The organism is Teichococcus rhizosphaerae, assembly GCF_002631185.1.
In the GTDB taxonomy this organism is placed as follows: domain Bacteria; phylum Pseudomonadota; class Alphaproteobacteria; order Acetobacterales; family Acetobacteraceae; genus Pseudoroseomonas; species Pseudoroseomonas rhizosphaerae.
The window spans coordinates 1-16,201 of record NZ_PDNU01000071.1; the positions used below are offsets into that span (position 1 = coordinate 1).

Consider the following 16,201-nt stretch of genomic DNA (forward strand, 5'->3'; position numbering starts at 1 on the left):
GCCCCCGCAGCGCCTGACGCCGCCACCCGGCGCCACCCGCGTGCCGCCTTCCGCCGCGCCCGCCACGGCGGGGCGCACGCCGCCCACCCAGAGCGCGCCGCAAACGCCGGTGAAGCGCCCGCGTGCCGCCGCCGGTGTCGCGGCCGGCGCCGCCGCCGGTGCCGCCGCCGCGGCGGCCACGGCGGCCGGGCAGCCGCCGCCGCCGCCCGTCAGCCCGGCGCCGACGCCCACCGAGCAGCAGCAGCCCAGCGTCGGCAGCGTCACCGGCCTGCCGGTGCCGCGCTTCGTCTCGCTGCGCAGCGACGAGGTGAACCTGCGCATCGGCCCCGACACCCGCTACCCGATCGAGTGGACCTACCAGCGGCGCGACCTGCCGGTGGAGATCCTGCGCGAATACAACCAGTGGCGCCGCATCCGCGACATGGAGGGCACGGAGGGCTGGGTGCACCAATCCACCCTGGCCGGCCGCCGCACCTTCCTGGCGCGCGGCGAGGGCCCGCACGCGCTGCACGACAGCGAGTCGGAGGCGAGCCCCGTGGTGGCGCGGCTGATGCCGGGGGTGGTGGGGCGGCTGCGGAGCTGCCGCGCGGAAGGCGCCTGGTGCGAGGTGCAGGTGGGCAGCCACCGCGGCTACCTGAAGCGCAGCGAGATCTGGGGCATCGCCCCGGGCGAGGAGATCAACTGAGACCGGCGGGGCGGGACCCCGGCTCCCGCCCCCCCTCCCTCTCAGTGCAGGCGCTGGCGCAGCTCCAGGGCCAGCAGCCGGGCGCGTTGCGCCGCCTCGCTGCCGGGCGGCACCAGCTCCAGGAAGCGGTCCAGGCATTGCAGCGCGGCGCCGATCTCGTCCAGCCGCTGGTGCATCAGCGCCGCCTCGCGCCACAGGGCGGCGGCGGCGGGGGCCAGGCGCAGCATGTCCTGGGTGCAGCGCAGCGCCCCCGGCACGTCGCCATCCCGCAGGCGGCGGAGCTTGATGTTGTTCTGCAGCCGCAGCAGCACGTCCCGCTTGCCCACCGGCGCCAGCATGTCCGGCCGCAGCTCGGCCTGCGGCCCCTGCAGGCGCTTCAACAGGCCGCGCAGCTCGGGCGCCTGCAAGGGCGCGCCGCCGCTGAACGGGTCCAGCACCCCCTGGCCCGGCGTGCCCTCCAGCCCGATCAGGAAATGGCCGGGAAAGTCCAGCCCGTGCGCGCCCCAGCCCGCCGCCCCGGCGGCGTGCAGCCAGAGGATGCCGAGCGCCACGGGCAGCCCCCGCCGGCGCTCGATCACCCGGATCAGGTTGGCATTGGCCGGCGCGTCGTAGTTCTCCTGGTCGCCCGCATAGCCGAAGCGGCCGCCCAGCACCTCGGCCAGCACGGCGATGCGGCGCGCGGCGTCGCCGCGGTCCGCCTCGGGCGCGGCGATGGCGGCCTCCACCATGGCGCGGGCCAGCTCGGAGAGGTGGCGCGCGGCGCCACGCCAATCGGCGGCGGGCGCGTCGATGCGGGCGAATTGCAGGGCGACGGCACCGATGTCCAGCTCGGCATCGGGCAGTCTTCCAGCGGCTTCCAGCGCGGCGCGCGCTTCCGCCTCGGCGGTGGGATCGGCCATTCCTGAAACGGTGGCGACGGAAAGCGGCCCAATCAAGGGGCCTCCCCCCGCCATCCGGCCGCCCCGGGCCAGCTTCTTCGGATCAGCCGCCGCGCACCAGCATGGCGCCGAGCGGCCTGCCGCCCAGGATGTGCACATGGAAGTGCGGCACCTCCTGCCCGGCATCCTGGCCCATGTTGGTCAGCACGCGGTAGCCCGGCCCTTCCAGCCCGAGTTGCCGCGCCACCAGCCCCACCGCGCGCCAGAACCCCGCCATCGCCTCGGGGCTGGCGGCGGCCGAGAAATCGGCCAGCGAGACGTAGCGCCCCTTCGGGATCACCAGCACATGCACCGGGGCCTGCGGGGCGATGTCGTGGAAGGCCAGGGCATGCTCGTCCTCATGCACCTTGTTGGCCGGGATCTCGCCGCGCAGGATGCGGGCGAAGATGTTGCCCTCGTCATAGGGCGGCATTCCGGACACGGGCATGGCGTCTTCCTCTTCTGGGCTGGGGGTGTCTGGCGGGGCGGGAAGGCCTCAGGGCAGCTTGGTGGTCTCGGCGGCGCGGACGATGCCCTTCGGGCGGGAGGCCTTCTCGACGATGCCCGAGATGCCCTCGCGCCGCACCAGCTCGCTCCAGACCTCCTCCGGCCGGATGCCCGCATCCACCCAGACCACGATCAGGTGGTAGAGCAGGTCGGCGCTTTCGAGGATGGTGGCCTCGCGGTTGCCCTGCGTCGCCTCGATGACGCATTCCACCGCCTCCTCGCCCAGCTTCTGCGCCACCTTGGCGGTGCCGCGCGCCATCAGCCGGGCGGAGTGCGAGATGGTGGTGTCGCCCGAAAGGCGGCGCGCCTCCACCGTCTCCCACAGCCGGCGCAGCACCTCGATGTCGCCTGTCGCCGGCACGGAAAGCGGCTCCAGGTGCCGCGCCTCGGCCTTCAGCGCCGCCTTGCGCGGCTTGGCCACGGCGGGAATGGCGGGCGGCAGCGGCAGCGCCGCCTTGGGCGGCTTGGCGGAGCCGGCCTTCTTCGCCACCGCCTTCTTTGCCGCCACCTTCTTCGCCGCCACCTTCTTCGCCACCGGCTGGGGCGCCGCCTTGGCCTTCACGGCCTTCTTCTTCGCATCCTTGACCATTGCCTCAGGCGACCTCGCTGGCGGGAAGGGGGCGCACCGGCAGGCCGGCGGCGGCGAGCGCCGCCTTGGCCTCGCCGATGCGCATCTCCCCATAGTGGAAGACACTGGCGGCGAGCAGCCCGGTGGCCCCGGCCCGCGCCCCCTCGACGAAATGCTGCGCCGTGCCGACCCCGCCCGAGGCCACGAGCGGCAGCCGCACCCGCGCCCGCAGCGCCCGCAGCAGCTCCAGGTCAAAGCCGGACTTGGTGCCGTCCCGGTCCATGGAGGTGACGAGCAGCTCGCCCGCGCCGAGCGCCGCCACCCGCTCCGCCCAGGCCAGCGCGTCGATGCCGGTGCCGCGGCGGCCGCCATGGGTGAACACCTCCCACCGCCCCTCGCCCACCTTCCGGGCGTCGATGGCGACGACGATGGCCTGGCTGCCGAAGGCCTCCGCCGCGCGCCGCACCAGATCGGGGTCGGACACGGCGGCACTGTTGATGCTGGCCTTGTCGGCGCCGGCCAGCAGCAGGCGGCGCACATCCTCGACCGAGCGCACGCCGCCCCCCACGGTGAGCGGGATGAACACCTCGGCCGCGGTGCGCGACACCACGTCGTACATGGTGTCGCGGTTCTCGTGCGTCGCGCCGATGTCGAGGAAGGTGATCTCGTCCGCCCCCTCGCGGTCATAGGCGCGCGCCTGCTCCACCGGGTCCCCGGCATCGCGCAGCGCGACGAAGTTGACCCCCTTCACGACGCGGCCGTCCTTCACGTCCAGGCAGGGGATGACACGGAGCGCGATCATGGCGGGGCGGACCTCCGGACCGGGATGCAAAGGGAAGGCGATGCGCCGGCCAACGGCCATGGTCAAGAGACTGATCGCCGAAATGCGCCCCCGATGTGAACCGCCCCGCCGCCCGCACGTTGCCGCGGGCATGGAAGAGATGGTGCTGCGCGTGATCGGGTGGGTGGTGCTGGCGGTGGAGGTGGTGGCGGCGCTGATCGTCGCCGGCGCCGCGGCCGAGGGGGCGTGGCGCGTCCTGGCGCTGCTGCGGCGCCGCGCCGGCGCGGCGCGCGACGCCGCCAAGCAGGCGGTGCGGCTGCACCTGGCGCGCTGGCTGATGGTGGCGCTCGAATTCACCCTGGCGGCGGACATCCTGCGCACCGTGGTGGCGCCGAGCTGGGACGACATCGGCCAGCTCGCCGCCATCGCCACGCTGCGCACCGTGCTGAACCTGTTCCTGGAGCGCGAGATCGCCCAGGCGGGCCGCAAGGAGGCCGCGCTGGAGATGACGGCGCGCGGCGGAAAGCCCGCCGGGGATCCTGTTGATGGCCCTACCGGGGGCGGCCCTACTCCAGCGTGACACGCACCGAGACCGGCTCGGCCAGCAGGCCGGTATAGGTGGTGGTGTAGCTGCGGCCCTTTTCCGCCGGCAGGGCGGGGGAGAAGCCGCCGAGCGAGATCAGGTCCCCCGCCTTCAGCGCCAGGCCGCGCCCTTCCAGCTCCTTCACCAGCCAGGGGATGACGTTCAGCGGGTGGCCGAGCAGCGCCGAGCCGGGGGCGCTGGCCAGCTCCTTCCGGTCGTCGCTGAAGCGCACCGTCATGCGGCCGAGGCGGGCGGCGAACGCCTCCGTCGCCTCCGGCGCGATCGGCTCGCCCACCACGCCGAGGCGGGCGCCGACGCCGATCGCCAGCAGGTTCGGCCCGTCCATCCTGCCGGGATCGGCCAGCGCCAGGTCGGGCAGCTCGATGAAGGGGATGATCTGGTCGATGTGGCGGAGGATGGCGACATGGTCCTCCCCCGCCCCGGCGATGGCGGCGTCCTTCACCCGCACGATCAGGTCGGCCTCCACCACCGGCACGGCGGCGAAGCCGGCCGGCAGGGTGTCGCCGGAGCGGGCCCGCACCGTGGCGGCGTAGATCGGCCCGGCCAGCGGGTGCGAGACGCCGAAGCGCTTCTGCGCGGCCTCGTTGGTCAGCCCCACCTTCCAGCCCACCACCTCGCCCAGATGCTCGCGCATGGCGGGCACCAGGCGGGACTGGGCGCACACGCCGTCCTGCAGCGTCAGGCTGCGGCCGAAGGGCTGCACCGGCGCGCGCGCCATCAGCGAGGCCGCCATGGCGCGCATGGCGGCGGGCTCCGGGCAGCCGGGGCCGGGCTCGGGCGGCGCGGCGCGGAGGGCGGCGGGCGCCAGCAGCAGGGCGCCCAGAAACAGCACGGCCGGCAGCAGGATGCCCCAGGAGAGGGTGGCGGAAACGGAGGCGGTGCGGCGCGTCATTCGGGCGTTTCCTCGCGGCGGGACGAGGGAGGATAGCGACGCGCCCGGGGCCGCGGCAATCGACAGGCCGGGCAGGCCGCCCGCCCGCGGCCTTCCCTCCCATCATCTTTTCTCAAGGGGCCAGGCCCGGCTCCCGGTGCCATCCTTCCAGGGATGCGCCGGAAGGGTACGCGGCGGGGCGCTCCCGCTCCGGCCGGAACGGCCATCTGTGCGGCGGAAGAACGGCCGGGGGAAGACCCTCCCCCGGCGGGCTCCAGGCGCGGCGGCGCCTGGCTCGCGGCCTCGATGCCCGGTTGATCGGGGCGCCCCGCCGGAACGCCCCGCTGGAACGCCCAGCTCAGTCGAGGCTGGCGCCGGACTCCGCGACGAGGCCCTTCCACACCGTCTCCTGCGCCTTGATGTAGGCGCCATACTCGGCCGGGCTCTTGTCGACGATGGTGGTGAAGCCGTTGGGCTCCATCTTGGCGCGGAACTCGGGCGTGTCCACCACGCCGACGATCGCCTTGTGCAGCACCGCGATGCGGTCTTCCGGAACGCCGGCCGGCACGTTGACGCCGTACCAGGACTGCATGTCGATGCCGGAGCCGGGCAGCAGCTCCTTCATCGCCGGCACGTCCTTCAGGTCGTCCGAGAAGGTGGTGCGCTCGGCGCTGGCGGCGGCCAGCACGCGCAGCCGCCCCTCGCGCACATGCACCATGGAGAGCGGGATGACGTCGAACATCATGTCGATGTTGCCGGCCAGCAGGTCCTGCAGGGCCGGCGCGCCGCCACGGTAGGGCACGTGGGTGATCTCGGCGCCCGTCACCTTGCAGACCTTGCTGATGGTCAGGTGGCTGATGGTGCCGGTGCCCGAGGAGCCCATGGTGAGCTTGCCCGGCTCCTTCTTGGCCGCCGCGATGACGTCCTGGAAGGTCTTGTAGGGGCTGTTGGCGTTGACCGTCATGTACACCGTGCCGGTGGTGACGCGGGTCACCGGCGCCAGGTCGACCACCGGGTCGATCGGCATGGACTTGGCGTAGAGGAACTTGTTGGCCGCCAGGATGGAGGTGTTGCCGAGCAGCATGGTGTGCCCGTCCTTCTCGGAGCGGGCGGCCTCGGCGGCGCCGAGATTGCCGCCGGCGCCGCCGCGGTTGTCGATGACGATCGACTGGCCGAGGACGGGCTGCAGCATCTGCGCCATCAGCCGGCCGGTCATGTCGACCGAGCCGCCGGCGGCGAAGGGCACCACGATGCGCAGGGTGCGCGAGGGAAAGGCCGCCTGCGCGCGCGCCACATGCGGCGCGAACAGGGCGGGAGCGGCGGGGAAGGTGGCGGCGGCGCCCAGCAGGGCACGGCGGCGAATGGTCATGGTCTTGGGAGCCTCCGGATGGTTCCGGGTGCTGGTTCTGACTTTTTCCCGCAACAGCGACAAGTGTTTAAATGACAGGAGCGTGACCGGCATCGCGCAGGGCGTGCATCAGCACCGCCGCCGCCACGGACACGTTCAGGCTTTCCACCAGCCCGGAGCCCGGCAGCGTGACCCGGGCGGAACAGGCGGCCACCGTCTCCTCCGCCAGCCCCTGCTCCTCGTTGCCCAGCACCAGGGCGATGGGCCGGCCGCACGGCAGAGCCACCGGCGCGACTCCGCCGCGCGCCACCGCCGCGACGGTGAGGTAGCGCGGGGCGAGCGCGCGCAGCGCGGCCGGCAGGTCCGGCGCGCGGTAGAGCGCGAGCGCCTCCAGCCCGCCCTCGCTGGTGCGCCAGGCGGCGTCCGACAGCCCGGCCTGGCGCGGGTCGCCCGAGAGCAGCAGCGCCTTGCAGCCGAAAAAGGCGGCGGAGCGGGCGATGGCGCCGAGATTGTGCGGGTTGCCCACCTCGTCCAGCACCGGCAGCAGGCCGGCGGGCAGCGCCTCGGGCGCCGGCAGGGGCGGCACCGGGCGCGGCGCGGCCACCGCCACGATGCCGCCATGGTGGGCGGTGCCGGCGATCCTCGCCAGCTCCTCGGGCGGGACCTCCCGGTAGGGCTTCCGGGCGCGGGCGAGGCGCGCGCAGAAGGGCCCCGCCTCGGCCCGGCGGGAAGCGGCATAGAACAGCCGCAGCACCGCCTCGGGCCGGTGCGCGAAGGCCGCCGCCACCGCCACCGGGCCGCAGAGCCGGTCGGGCTCCGGCGGGGCCGGGCGCGGCGGGCGGGCAACAGGGCCGGGCGCGGGCGGCGGCGCGGCCGGGGCTGGAGCCGGGGCGGGGCGGGGCGCGCGGAACGGCCGGGGGCGTGGGGGCTTCATGGCCAGGGCGGGATAGCACCGGCGCCCCGGTTTGGCACGGCGCGGCGGAGGGCCTTAGGCTGCCGGCCAAGCACGCACAGATGAAGGAGACCGCCCCATGAACCTGGCCCGCTTCCCGCGCATCCGCCTCGGCCACATGCCGACGCCGCTGGAGCCCATGGAGAACCTCACCCGCCACCTGTCCGGCCCCGGGGGCGGCCCGCGCCTGTGGATCAAGCGCGACGACTGCACCGGCCTGTCCACCGGCGGCAACAAGACGCGCAAGCTGGAGTTCCTGATGGCCGAGGCGCGCGCGGAGGGCGCGGACACGGTGATCACCCAGGGCGCCACCCAGTCCAACCACGCGCGGCAGACGGCGGCGGCGGCGGCGAAGCTCGGCTTCGCCTGCCACATCCTGCTGGAGGACCGCACCGGCTACACCGACGCCGCCTACACCCAGTCCGCCAACGTGCTGATGGACAAGCTGCACGGCGCCCATGTCTCGCGCCGCCCCGGCGGGGCCGACATGGCGGCGGAGATGGAGGCGCTGGCCGCCGAGCTGCGCGCCCAGGGCCGCAAGCCCTATGTCATCCCCGGCGGCGGCTCCAACCCGGTGGGCGCGCTGGGCTATGTGAACGCGGCGCTGGAGCTGGTGAACCAGGCGGCCGAGATGGGGCTGCGGATCGACCATGTGGTGCACGCCACGGGCAGCGCCGGCACCCAGGCCGGGCTGGTGGCCGGGCTGGTGGCGCTGAACGCGAACATCCCCGTGCTCGGCATCGGCGTGCGCGCCCCGCGCGAGAAGCAGGAGGCGAACGTGCTGGCGCTGGCCCAGCGCACCGCGGCCCATCTCGGGCTGGAGGGCATCGTGAGGCCCGAGCATGTGGTGGCGAACTGCGACTATGTCGGCCAGGGCTACGGCATCCCGACCGAGGGGATGGTCGCGGCGGTGAGGCTGCTGGCCGAGAAGGAGGGCATCCTGCTCGACCCGGTCTATTCCGGGAAGGGCATGGCCGGGCTGATCGACCTGATCGGCAAGGGGCATTTCGGCCGCGACGAGAACGTGGTGTTCCTGCACACCGGCGGCGCGGTGGGCCTGTTCGGCTATCCGGACGCCTTCGGCGTGAGCGCGGACTGAGGCAAGCGGGCGGGGAAGGCCCGGAAGGGCCTTCCCCGCCCGGCCTTTTGACATGTCACCGCCCTTCACCTGCCCCGCCGCGCGTGGCACTCTCGCCCCTTTCCACGAGTAGCATTCCAAGGAGCAGGCCATGGCGGGCGTCTTTTGGCACGATGGCAAGTGGATGACCGAGGAGCCCAAGGTGCTCGGCCCGATGGACCATGCCTTCTGGCTCGGCTCGGTGGTGTTCGACGGCGCGCGGGCGATTCGCGGCCTGGTGCCGGATCTCGACCTGCACTGCGCCCGCGTCATCCGCAGCGCCGAGGCGATGCTGATGAGGCCCACCCTGACGGCGCAGCAGATCGAGGCGCTATGCCGCGAGGGCGTGGCGATGATGCCGGCCGACGCGGAGCTCTACATCCGCCCGCAGTTCTTCATCCGCCGCGGCATCGGTGCCGCGCAGCCGGACCCCGAAAGCACCGAGTTCATCCTGGCGATCTACGACTCGCCGATGCCGGATGCGAACCGCGGCTTCTCCGCCTGCATGGCGCCCTTCCGCCGCGCGGCGGCCGACATGGCGCCGACCGACGCCAAGGCCTCCTGCCTCTACCCGAACTCCTCGCGCGCCGCGAATTACGCGCGCCAGAAGGGCTTCGAGAACGCCGTGGTGTGCGACCACGAGGGCAACGTGGCCGAGTTCGCCACCTCCAACCTGATGATGGTGAAGGACGGCGTGGTGATGACCGCCATCGCCAACGGCACCTACCTCGCCGGCATCACCCGCTCCCGCGTGTTGGGCCTGCTGCGCGAGGCCGGCATCGAGGCGCGCGAGTGCATCATCACGCCGCAGATGCTGCGCGAGGCGGACGAGATCTTCGCCACCGGCAATTTCGGCAAGGTGCAGTTCTGCACCAACTTCGAGGGCCGCGCCCTGCCCATCGGGCCCATCGCGCGGAAGGCGCGCGAGCTGTACTTCGCCTGGGCCGAGCGCAGCAGCCGGGTGCCCGCCCAGGCCGCCTGATGGGAAGCGCGGGAAGCCCCGGCCCACGGCGGCAGGACCCCGGGAAGGGCGCCGCCCCTCCCAGGCTGCTGCTGCAGACCGAGGCGGTCCTCGTCATCGACAAGCCCGCCGGCCTGCCGGTCCATGTCGGCCCGCGCGGCGGGGCGAGCCTGGAGGACTTCCTGCCCGCCCTGGCGATGGGCCGGAAGCGCCTCCCCCAGCCCGCGCACCGGCTGGACACCGACACCGCCGGCTGCCTGGTGCTCGGCCGCACCAGGCCGGCCCTGGCGGAGCTGGGCGCCCTGTTCGCCCAGGGCCGCGCCCGCAAGACCTACTGGGCCGTGGTGGTGGGCGGCCCCGCCGCGCAATCGGGCCGCATCGACCTCGCGCTCCGCAAGGTGAGCAGCGCCGCCGCCGGCTGGCGGATGGAGGCGCACCCCGCGGGCCAGCCGGCGCTGACCCGCTGGCGGGTGAAGGGCCGCGCCCCGGAGCGGGGCCTCGCCTGGCTGGAGCTCCGCCCCGAGACGGGCCGCACCCACCAGCTTCGCGTCCATTGCGCCGCGCAAGGCTGGCCGATCCTGGGCGATCCCTTCTATGGCGCGCCGGCGCCGGGCGGGCTGCACCTGCTGGCGCGCGCCATCGCCCTGCCCCTCGTCCCGCCGCTGGAGGCCACCGCCCCCGTGCCCGACGCGCTGCGCCCCGCCTTCGCCGCCTGTGGCTGGACAGCCGAGACGGACATGCCCTCCTGATGGGTTTCCGCTGATGCCGCTGCGCCGCTGGCTGCAATCCCGCCACGCCACCTCCAGCCTGCGCGACGCCATCCGGCAGAGCGAGCTGGGCATCATCGGCCTCGGCGTGCTGGCGGGGCTGGTGAGCGGCACGCTGGCGGCGGCGCTGGGGCTGGCGGCGCGCGGGCTGCACGTCCTGCTGTTCGGCCCCGGCAGCGCGCATGGCCTCAGCGTGCTGCACGACCCCGATCCCCTCGCCCTGCTGCTGGCCCCCGCCACGGGCGGGCTGCTGCTCGGCCTGCTGGGGCTGGGGCTGGCCCGCTGGCGGCCGCGCCAGCCCATCGACCCGATCGAGGCCAACGCCCTGCATGGCGGCCGCATGTCGCTGTGGGACGGGGTGGTGGTGGGGGCGCAGAACCTGCTCTCCAACGGCTTCGGCGCCTCGGTGGGGCTGGAGGCGGCCTATACCCAGGCGGGCGGCGGCGTGGCCTCGCGCCTCGGGCGCGCCTTCGGGCTGCGGCGCGGCGACCTGCGGCTGCTGGTGGGCTGCGGCGCGGCGGGGGCCATCGCCGCCTCCTTCGGCGCGCCGCTGACCGGCGCCTTCTATGCCTTCGAGCTGGTGATCGGCAGCTACGCCATCGCGCATCTGGCGCCGGTGCTGGGGGCGGCGGTGGCGGGGGCGGCGGTGGCGGCGCTGGTCGGCGGCGGCACGCCGGTGCTGTCCTCCCCCGGCATCGGCGCGCCGGACTGGAGCGATGGCGGCATCGCGCTGGCCATCGGCCTGCTCTGCGGGCTGGCGGGCATCGTGCTGATGCGCGGCGTCACGCTGGTCGAGGGCAGCATGCGCCGCGCGGTTCCCTGGAGCTGGCTGCGGCCGGCCATTGGCGGGCTGGCGGTGGGGGGGCTGGCGCAGATCACGCCCGGCGTGCTTTCGGCCGGGCATGGCGCGCTGCACCTCACCTTCGTGGTGGAGGGGCCGGCGCTGCCGATCCTGATCCTGCTGCTGCTCAAGGCGCTGGCCTCGGCCATCTCGATCGGCGCGGGCTTCCGGGGCGGGCTGTTCTTCGCCTCGCTGCTGCTGGGGGCGCTGCTGGGCAAGCTGATGGTGGTGCCCGCCGCCTGGATGGGCATCGCGCTCGACCCGCTGCTCGCCGCCATCGTCGGCATGAGCGCCTTCGGCGCCGCCGTCATCGGCGCGCCGCTCGCCATGACCTTCATCGCGCTGGAAACCACGCAGAGCTTCGCGGTGGCGGGGGTGGTGGTGGTGGCCGTCATCGTCTCGGCCACCACGGTGCGGCGGCTGTTCGGCTATTCCTTCGCCACCTGGCGCTTCCACCTGCGCGGCGAGGCGATCCGCAGCGCGCACGATGTCGGCTGGCTGCGCGACCTGACGGTGGGCAAGCTGATGCGGCGCGAGGTGCGCACGGTGCGAGCCGACACGCGCATCTCCTCCTTCCGCCGCGAGTTCCCGCTCGGCTCCACCACCCATGTCGTGGCACTCGACGACGCGGGCCGCTATGCCGGGCTGGTCATGGTGGCCGAGGCGCACGCGCCGGAGGTGGCGGAGGGCGACACGGTGGCCGGCCTCGTCCACCTCAAGGACCAGGTGCTGCTGCCGGCGCAGAACGCCAAGCAGGCCATGGCCCTGTTCGACGCCACGGATGCCGAGGCGCTGGCGGTGGTGGACCAGAAGGACACCTCCTGCGTGCTGGGGCTGGTCAAGGCCTCCTACCTGCTGCGCCGCTACAGCGAGGAGCTGGACAAGCGCCGCCAGGACGAGATGGGCATGCCGGGGTAAGGCGTGCATGATCCCGCGCAACAGCGAGGGAGAAGACGATGCTGAAGGATGTGCGCGCCCTGGTGTTCGACGTGTTCGGCACGGTGGTGGACTGGCGCCAGGGCGTGGCGCGCGAGGCGGCGCCCTTTCTCGCCCGCCACGGCGCGGCGGATGCCGACCCGGCCGCCTTCGCCGATGCCTGGCGCCGCCGCTACTCGCCCGCCATGGAGGAGGTGCGCAGCGGCCGCCGCCCCTTCACGCGGCTGGACGTGCTGCACCGGGAGAACCTGGAGAAGGTGCTGCCCGAGTTCGGCATCGACCCGGCCGGCGTGCCGGAGGCGGAGCTGCGCGCGCTGAACCTCGCCTGGCACCGGCTGGACCCCTGGCCGGATTCGGTGGCCGGCCTCACGCGGCTGAAGGCGGGCTTCATCATCGCGCCGCTCTCCAACGGCAACATCGTGCTGATGCTGGACATGGCCAAGCGCGCCGGCCTGCCCTGGGACGCGATCCTCGGCGCCGAGGTGGCGCAGGCCTACAAGCCGGCGCCCGAGGCGTATCTGCGCACCGCCGAGGTGCTGGACATGCGCCCCGCGGAGATCGCGCTGGTGGCCGCGCACAATGGCGACCTCGCGGCGGCGCGGCGCTGCGGGCTGCGCACCGCCTTCATCCCCCGCCCCACCGAGCACGGGCCGGGGCAGACCACCGACCTCGCGCCCGAGCAGGACTGGGACGTGGTGGCGGAGAGCATGGAGGAGCTGGCGGCGAAGCTCGGGCTGTAGGGAAGGCCCTCCGGGCCCGGAGGAGCCCCGCCTTACGCCGCGTCCCGCCGGCGCACCCCCATCTCCTCCAGCGCCCCGCGCAGGGCGTTGAGGGCGAAGCGCATCTCGTCCGGCCCGACATGGCCGATGCAGCCGATGCGCATGGTGGGCGCCTCGGTGTTGTGGAAGTTGCTGATCAGCACGCCACGCCGCTTCAGCGCCTCGACGAAGCGCTGCAGCTCGAAGCCCGGCACCCGCGGCTGGTGGAACAGCGCGATGATCGGCCCCTGGTGCTCCCACGCCAGATAGGGCTCGAGCCCCAGCGCCCGCGCGCCCTCGTAGAGGATGCGGCAGTTCTCGCGGTAGCGGGCGAGGCGCGCGGGCTGCCCGCCCTCGGCCAGGAAGATGTCCAGCGCCACGCCGAAGGCGTGCAGCGCCTGCACCGGCGGCGTGAAGCGGAAGCTGCCCCAGCCGGCGCGCTGCGCGGTGTCGTAGACATCGGCCAGGTCGAAGGACCAGGACTGCGCGTTGCCGCGCGACGCCGCCACCCGCTCCACCGGGCAGATGGCGAAGCCGAGGCCGGGCAGCCCCTCGATGCACTTGTTGGAGGTGAAGACGACGGCATCCACCTCCGGCTGCGCCGAGAGGTCGAAGGGCAGCGCGCCAAAGGCCGAGACGGCATCGACGATCATCCGCCGCCCCGCCGCGCGCACCACGGCGCCGATCGCCGGCACGTCGTTGACGATGCCGCTGCCGGTCTCGGAATACACCACGCCGACATGGGTGATGGCCGGGTCGGCGGCCAGCGCCGCGGCCACCGCCTCGGGCGCCACGCCGCGCGTGTCGGGCGCGGGCAGCAGGACCACCTCGCGGCCGGCCTCGCGCGCCAGCCGCGCCATGCGGTCGGCATAGGCGCCGTTCATCGGGATCAGCAGCCTGCCCGGGGCGGGCGCCGTGCCGGCGGGCACGAAGGTGCGCAGCGCCGCCTCGGTGATGAAGTGGCCGGCGCCCTGCAAGGGCAGGCAGACATGCCGGCCGGCGACGCCGCCGGCCAGGTCCCGCAGCTTCTCGCGGATGGCGATGTATTCGGGTGCGAAGTCGCGGTCCCAGGGGGCGATGTCCACGGCCATGGCGGCCCGCACTTCGGGGCGGGTCTGCACGGGGCCGGGAATGAGCAACAGCATGAGGACGGTCCTGAGTGAACTTCGGGAAGGCCATCCGGAAGCCGGCGGGCCCGACCCGCGCCTCTGCACAAACAGCCGCTCTCCAGGCTGCACCGGGGCCGGCCGAAATGGAAGGGGAAGCGCGCCTTTTCGGCGCCGCCCTCAGGCCACCGGCATGTTCAGGCCACCAGCACGCCGCCCAGCATCTCGCGCCGCAGCTTGCGGCGGATGGCGTCGGCGAAATCGGCGTAGTTTGCGCAGCTCATGGCGAAGGCGCCGGGGCCGCCGATCACCTCCGCCTCGTAATGGGCCAGCAGGTCCGGCTCCTCGTTCAGCACGGCCAGCGCGTTGATGGTGACGCCGGCACCCACCCCCACATCCCGCACCGGGCCGGGCGGCCGGCCCCGGTTGTGCGCGCCATCGCCCGAGACGTCCAGCACCAGCCGCCCCGCCTCCCCCCCGAAGCGCGCCAGCAGCGCCAGCCCCGCCGCCATGCCGGGGCCGAGCGCGGTGGCGCCCGGCCCCGGCAGGCGCGGCGCGTTGTCGATCGCCGCCGCCAGCGCCTCCGCCTCCCCGGCGCCGGCGATGCGCGTCCAGGGCACCGCCACCTCCTGCGCCGAGGACCAGAACAGCAGCGACACCGCCACCGCCCCGCGCGGGCCGGCCGCGCAGGCGGCGGCGATGTCGGGCGTGCGGAAGGCCGCGGCCAGCCCCCCCGCCATCAGCCCGAACTCGTCGAAATCCACGCTGGCCGAGACATCCACCGCCAGACACAGGGCGAGATCGACAGGCTGCATCGGCGGGCGCTCCGCGAAAGGAGGGGACAGGCCGCCCCAGCATCGGGGCGCGGGCGAAAAGCGCAACGGGTGGGCGCGGTGGCGTTGAAGCCATCACCCGCCGCCCTCATCTCCAGGAAGATTAACGCGGCGTCATGCGCCAGCCACCCCGTGTGCTGGCGACCAGCCCCCGTGGCGCGGGCCGGCAAGGGATGAGGATGGACCGAGCGGCTGGAACTCCCGGCGTGCCCTGCGCGGCGCGGCCGGCATCAAACCGGGCGCGGAACCCGGCGCGGAACCCGGCACGAGAATGGGCGCGGATTTCCGGCCCGCCTCCCCGCCCGGCGGGAGATCCGTGCTACATGGCCCCCCGGTCCGGGCCCGTGGCGGGGTCCGCCCCGCCCGCGCGGCGGCTTCGCAACAGGACAAGGCTTCCCTGATGCCCGACACCCTGCCACCGGCCATGGCCTCGCTCCAGGCCAAGGCGGCGCATGACGAATCGGCGCCCATCTCGCGCATCGTGGCGGAGGTGGCGGCGACCTTTCCCGGTGAGCGCATCAGCCTGGGGGAGATGGCGGAAGCCTTCGGCGAGCGCGCCTTCGGCCTGCTGATCCTGCTGCTCTGCCTGCCCAGCCTGCTGCCGGGCATGGCCAGCGTGTTCGGCCTGCCCATGCTGATCCTGGGCGTGCAGATGGGGCTGGGATGGCGGGTGCCGAAGCTGCCGCGCTTCCTGGCCGCGCGCACGGTGAAGCGCACCGACCTGCTGCGCCTGGCCTCCGCCTCCTCGGGCGCGCTGCGGCGGGTGGAGCGCTTCGTGCGCCCCCGCCCGGGCTGGTTCACCACCGCCCCCGCCGAGCGGCTGGTGGGCTGGATGACGGTGTTCTCCGCCGCCATGCTGATCCTGCCCGGGCCCGGCACCAACGGGCCGCCCGCCTTCGGCACCATCATCACGGCGCTGGGCGTGGTGGAACAGGACAGCCGCGTGGTGGGGGTGGGGCTCGGCATCACCCTGGCGGGCTGCCTCTTCGCCGCCGCCGTGCTGGTGGCGCTGTGCTGGTTCGGGGTGCAGGCGCTGGGCTGGATCTTCTAGCCGCGCGCCGCGCCGGGCACCCAGAGCACGTCCCCCCCCGCGTTCAGCACGCGGGACAGCACGAAGAGGTGGTCCGACAGGCGGTTGAGGTAGCGCAGCGCCGCCGCGTTCACCGGCTCGGCCGCCATCAGCGCCACCACCACGCGTTCCGCCCGGCGCGCCGTGGTGCGGGCAAGGTGCGCATGCGCCGCCGCCGGCGTGCCGCCGGGCAGGATGAAGGAGCGCAGCGGCGGCAGCGCCGCGTTCATCGCCCCCACCTCCGCCTCCAGCCGGGCGCACTGGCTGTCGGCCATGCGCAGCCGGGCGCCTTCCTCCGCCGCGCCGTCGCCGGGCACGCAGAGATCGGCGCCGAGGTCGAACAGGTCGTTCTGGATGCGCGCCAGCATCCCGTCCTCCGGCAGGCCGGCGGTGTGCAGCCGCAGCAGGCCGATCGCCGCGTTCGCCTCGTCCACCGCGCCGATCGCCTCGATGCGCAGCGAATCCTTCGCCACCCGCGTGCCGTCGCCGAGCGAGGTCCGCCCGCCATCGCCGCCGCGCGTGGTGATCACATCCAGCCGGACCATGCCGCCTCCACCCAAGGGCCAGAGAAAGGGCTAAA

18 protein-coding genes are annotated in these 16,201 nt (G+C 74.1%); 8 read left to right on the forward strand and 10 right to left on the reverse strand.

Features of this window, described 5'->3' with window-relative positions; translation table 11 throughout:
- Positions 1–685 (forward strand): SH3 domain-containing protein (locus CR162_RS20525; RefSeq protein ID WP_245870513.1); only part of this gene is annotated, 685 nt, incomplete at its 5' end.
- A gap of 41 nt (positions 686–726) precedes the next feature.
- On the opposite strand, the gene CR162_RS20530 is transcribed toward CR162_RS20525, so the two are convergent.
- From CR162_RS20530 to hisF, 4 genes are all read right to left on the reverse strand, one after another.
- The gene (locus CR162_RS20530) at positions 727–1,584 is read right to left on the reverse strand and encodes a SirB1 family protein (protein WP_099097366.1); all 858 of its coding nucleotides are present in this window, start codon (positions 1,582–1,584) and stop codon (positions 727–729) included.
- Between the two features lie 82 nt (positions 1,585–1,666).
- A complete protein-coding gene (locus CR162_RS20535; protein ID WP_099097367.1) occupies positions 1,667–2,050 on the reverse strand; it encodes a histidine triad nucleotide-binding protein in 384 nt (127 codons plus the stop codon).
- A 48-nt stretch (positions 2,051–2,098) separates the two neighbouring features.
- Positions 2,099–2,698 carry a phosphoribosyl-ATP diphosphatase gene (locus CR162_RS20540; RefSeq protein ID WP_099097368.1) on the reverse strand — a complete coding sequence of 200 codons (600 nt, stop codon included), beginning with the start codon at positions 2,696–2,698 and terminating at the stop codon, positions 2,099–2,101.
- 4 nt (positions 2,699–2,702) lie between these two features.
- Positions 2,703–3,479 carry an imidazole glycerol phosphate synthase subunit HisF gene (gene hisF / locus CR162_RS20545; RefSeq protein ID WP_099097369.1) on the reverse strand — a complete coding sequence of 259 codons (777 nt, stop codon included), beginning with the start codon at positions 3,477–3,479 and terminating at the stop codon, positions 2,703–2,705.
- Positions 3,480–3,609: 130 nt separating this feature from the next.
- Between hisF and CR162_RS20550 the strand changes: the two genes are divergently transcribed.
- Positions 3,610–4,038, forward strand: coding sequence for a DUF1622 domain-containing protein (locus CR162_RS20550; protein WP_099097370.1), 429 nt, complete (start codon positions 3,610–3,612; stop codon positions 4,036–4,038).
- On the opposite strand, the gene CR162_RS20555 is transcribed toward CR162_RS20550, so the two are convergent.
- The 3 genes from CR162_RS20555 to CR162_RS20565 all read right to left on the reverse strand — a co-directional run bounded on the left by CR162_RS20555 (position 4,025) and on the right by CR162_RS20565 (position 7,215).
- On the reverse strand, positions 4,025–4,954 hold the full coding sequence (locus tag CR162_RS20555; RefSeq protein ID WP_099097371.1) for a 2-keto-4-pentenoate hydratase: 930 nt from the start codon (positions 4,952–4,954) through the stop codon (positions 4,025–4,027). The genes CR162_RS20550 and CR162_RS20555 overlap by 14 nt on opposite strands.
- A 337-nt stretch (positions 4,955–5,291) precedes the next feature.
- Positions 5,292–6,302, reverse strand: coding sequence for a Bug family tripartite tricarboxylate transporter substrate binding protein (locus tag CR162_RS20560; protein WP_099097372.1), 1,011 nt, complete (start codon positions 6,300–6,302; stop codon positions 5,292–5,294).
- Positions 6,303–6,369: 67 nt separating this feature from the next.
- Complete coding sequence (locus tag CR162_RS20565) at positions 6,370–7,215, reverse strand: TrmH family RNA methyltransferase (protein WP_099097373.1); 846 nt, start codon at positions 7,213–7,215, stop codon at positions 6,370–6,372.
- 97 nt (positions 7,216–7,312) lie between these two features.
- On the opposite strand from CR162_RS20565, the gene cuyA reads away from it, so the two are divergent.
- The 5 genes from cuyA to CR162_RS20590 all read left to right on the forward strand — a co-directional run bounded on the left by cuyA (position 7,313) and on the right by CR162_RS20590 (position 12,595).
- Entirely contained in the window at positions 7,313–8,332 is a 1,020-nt protein-coding gene (gene cuyA / locus CR162_RS20570) for a D-cysteate sulfo-lyase (RefSeq protein ID WP_099097374.1), read from the forward strand.
- A 130-nt stretch (positions 8,333–8,462) separates the two neighbouring features.
- Positions 8,463–9,332 carry a branched-chain amino acid aminotransferase gene (locus CR162_RS20575; protein ID WP_099097375.1) on the forward strand — a complete coding sequence of 290 codons (870 nt, stop codon included), beginning with the start codon at positions 8,463–8,465 and terminating at the stop codon, positions 9,330–9,332.
- Complete coding sequence (locus CR162_RS20580) at positions 9,332–10,060, forward strand: RluA family pseudouridine synthase (RefSeq protein ID WP_099097376.1); 729 nt, start codon at positions 9,332–9,334, stop codon at positions 10,058–10,060. The genes CR162_RS20575 and CR162_RS20580 overlap by 1 nt, the downstream gene beginning before the upstream one ends.
- A 13-nt stretch (positions 10,061–10,073) precedes the next feature.
- Positions 10,074–11,837: a chloride channel protein gene (locus tag CR162_RS20585; RefSeq protein WP_099097377.1), complete on the forward strand. Its 1,764-nt coding sequence runs from the start codon at positions 10,074–10,076 to the stop codon at positions 11,835–11,837.
- Positions 11,838–11,875: 38 nt separating this feature from the next.
- Positions 11,876–12,595 (forward strand): haloacid dehalogenase type II, encoded by a 720-nt coding sequence (locus tag CR162_RS20590; RefSeq protein ID WP_099097378.1) that lies wholly within the window; start codon positions 11,876–11,878, stop codon positions 12,593–12,595.
- Between the two features lie 32 nt (positions 12,596–12,627).
- Here CR162_RS20590 and CR162_RS20595 read toward each other — a convergent pair whose 3' ends face one another.
- Both CR162_RS20595 and CR162_RS20600 read right to left on the reverse strand, forming a co-directional pair.
- A complete protein-coding gene (locus CR162_RS20595) occupies positions 12,628–13,758 on the reverse strand; it encodes a 2-aminoethylphosphonate--pyruvate transaminase (RefSeq protein ID WP_099097379.1) in 1,131 nt (376 codons plus the stop codon).
- A gap of 158 nt (positions 13,759–13,916) precedes the next feature.
- On the reverse strand, positions 13,917–14,534 hold the full coding sequence (locus CR162_RS20600) for a DUF1194 domain-containing protein (protein WP_099097380.1): 618 nt from the start codon (positions 14,532–14,534) through the stop codon (positions 13,917–13,919).
- Positions 14,535–14,952: 418 nt separating this feature from the next.
- On the opposite strand from CR162_RS20600, the gene CR162_RS20605 reads away from it, so the two are divergent.
- The gene (locus tag CR162_RS20605; protein ID WP_099097381.1) at positions 14,953–15,603 is read left to right on the forward strand and encodes an exopolysaccharide biosynthesis protein; all 651 of its coding nucleotides are present in this window, start codon (positions 14,953–14,955) and stop codon (positions 15,601–15,603) included.
- Here the strand turns inward: CR162_RS20605 and CR162_RS20610 are convergent.
- Positions 15,600–16,166, reverse strand: a complete 567-nt coding sequence (locus CR162_RS20610; RefSeq protein WP_099097382.1) for a cob(I)yrinic acid a,c-diamide adenosyltransferase — start codon at positions 16,164–16,166, stop codon at positions 15,600–15,602. The genes CR162_RS20605 and CR162_RS20610 overlap by 4 nt on opposite strands.
- Between the last annotated feature and the right edge of the window lie 35 nt (positions 16,167–16,201).

What these genes read in the sequence shown, in the direction of transcription:
- CR162_RS20530 (WP_099097366.1), bottom strand. Translation starts at nt 1,584, where the DNA reads ATGGCCGATCCCACCGCCGAGGCGGAAGCGCGCGCCGCGCTGGAAGCC.
- CR162_RS20535 (WP_099097367.1), bottom strand. Translation starts at nt 2,050, where the DNA reads ATGCCCGTGTCCGGAATGCCGCCCTATGACGAGGGCAACATCTTCGCC.
- CR162_RS20540 (WP_099097368.1), bottom strand. Translation starts at nt 2,698, where the DNA reads ATGGTCAAGGATGCGAAGAAGAAGGCCGTGAAGGCCAAGGCGGCGCCC.
- hisF (WP_099097369.1), bottom strand. Translation starts at nt 3,479, where the DNA reads ATGATCGCGCTCCGTGTCATCCCCTGCCTGGACGTGAAGGACGGCCGC.
- CR162_RS20550 (WP_099097370.1), top strand. Translation starts at nt 3,610, where the DNA reads ATGGAAGAGATGGTGCTGCGCGTGATCGGGTGGGTGGTGCTGGCGGTG.
- CR162_RS20555 (WP_099097371.1), bottom strand. Translation starts at nt 4,954, where the DNA reads ATGACGCGCCGCACCGCCTCCGTTTCCGCCACCCTCTCCTGGGGCATC.
- CR162_RS20560 (WP_099097372.1), bottom strand. Translation starts at nt 6,302, where the DNA reads ATGACCATTCGCCGCCGTGCCCTGCTGGGCGCCGCCGCCACCTTCCCC.
- CR162_RS20565 (WP_099097373.1), bottom strand. Translation starts at nt 7,215, where the DNA reads ATGAAGCCCCCACGCCCCCGGCCGTTCCGCGCGCCCCGCCCCGCCCCG.
- cuyA (WP_099097374.1), top strand. Translation starts at nt 7,313, where the DNA reads ATGAACCTGGCCCGCTTCCCGCGCATCCGCCTCGGCCACATGCCGACG.
- CR162_RS20575 (WP_099097375.1), top strand. Translation starts at nt 8,463, where the DNA reads ATGGCGGGCGTCTTTTGGCACGATGGCAAGTGGATGACCGAGGAGCCC.
- CR162_RS20580 (WP_099097376.1), top strand. Translation starts at nt 9,332, where the DNA reads ATGGGAAGCGCGGGAAGCCCCGGCCCACGGCGGCAGGACCCCGGGAAG.
- CR162_RS20585 (WP_099097377.1), top strand. Translation starts at nt 10,074, where the DNA reads ATGCCGCTGCGCCGCTGGCTGCAATCCCGCCACGCCACCTCCAGCCTG.
- CR162_RS20590 (WP_099097378.1), top strand. Translation starts at nt 11,876, where the DNA reads ATGCTGAAGGATGTGCGCGCCCTGGTGTTCGACGTGTTCGGCACGGTG.
- CR162_RS20595 (WP_099097379.1), bottom strand. Translation starts at nt 13,758, where the DNA reads ATGCTGTTGCTCATTCCCGGCCCCGTGCAGACCCGCCCCGAAGTGCGG.
- CR162_RS20600 (WP_099097380.1), bottom strand. Translation starts at nt 14,534, where the DNA reads ATGCAGCCTGTCGATCTCGCCCTGTGTCTGGCGGTGGATGTCTCGGCC.
- CR162_RS20605 (WP_099097381.1), top strand. Translation starts at nt 14,953, where the DNA reads ATGCCCGACACCCTGCCACCGGCCATGGCCTCGCTCCAGGCCAAGGCG.
- CR162_RS20610 (WP_099097382.1), bottom strand. Translation starts at nt 16,166, where the DNA reads ATGGTCCGGCTGGATGTGATCACCACGCGCGGCGGCGATGGCGGGCGG.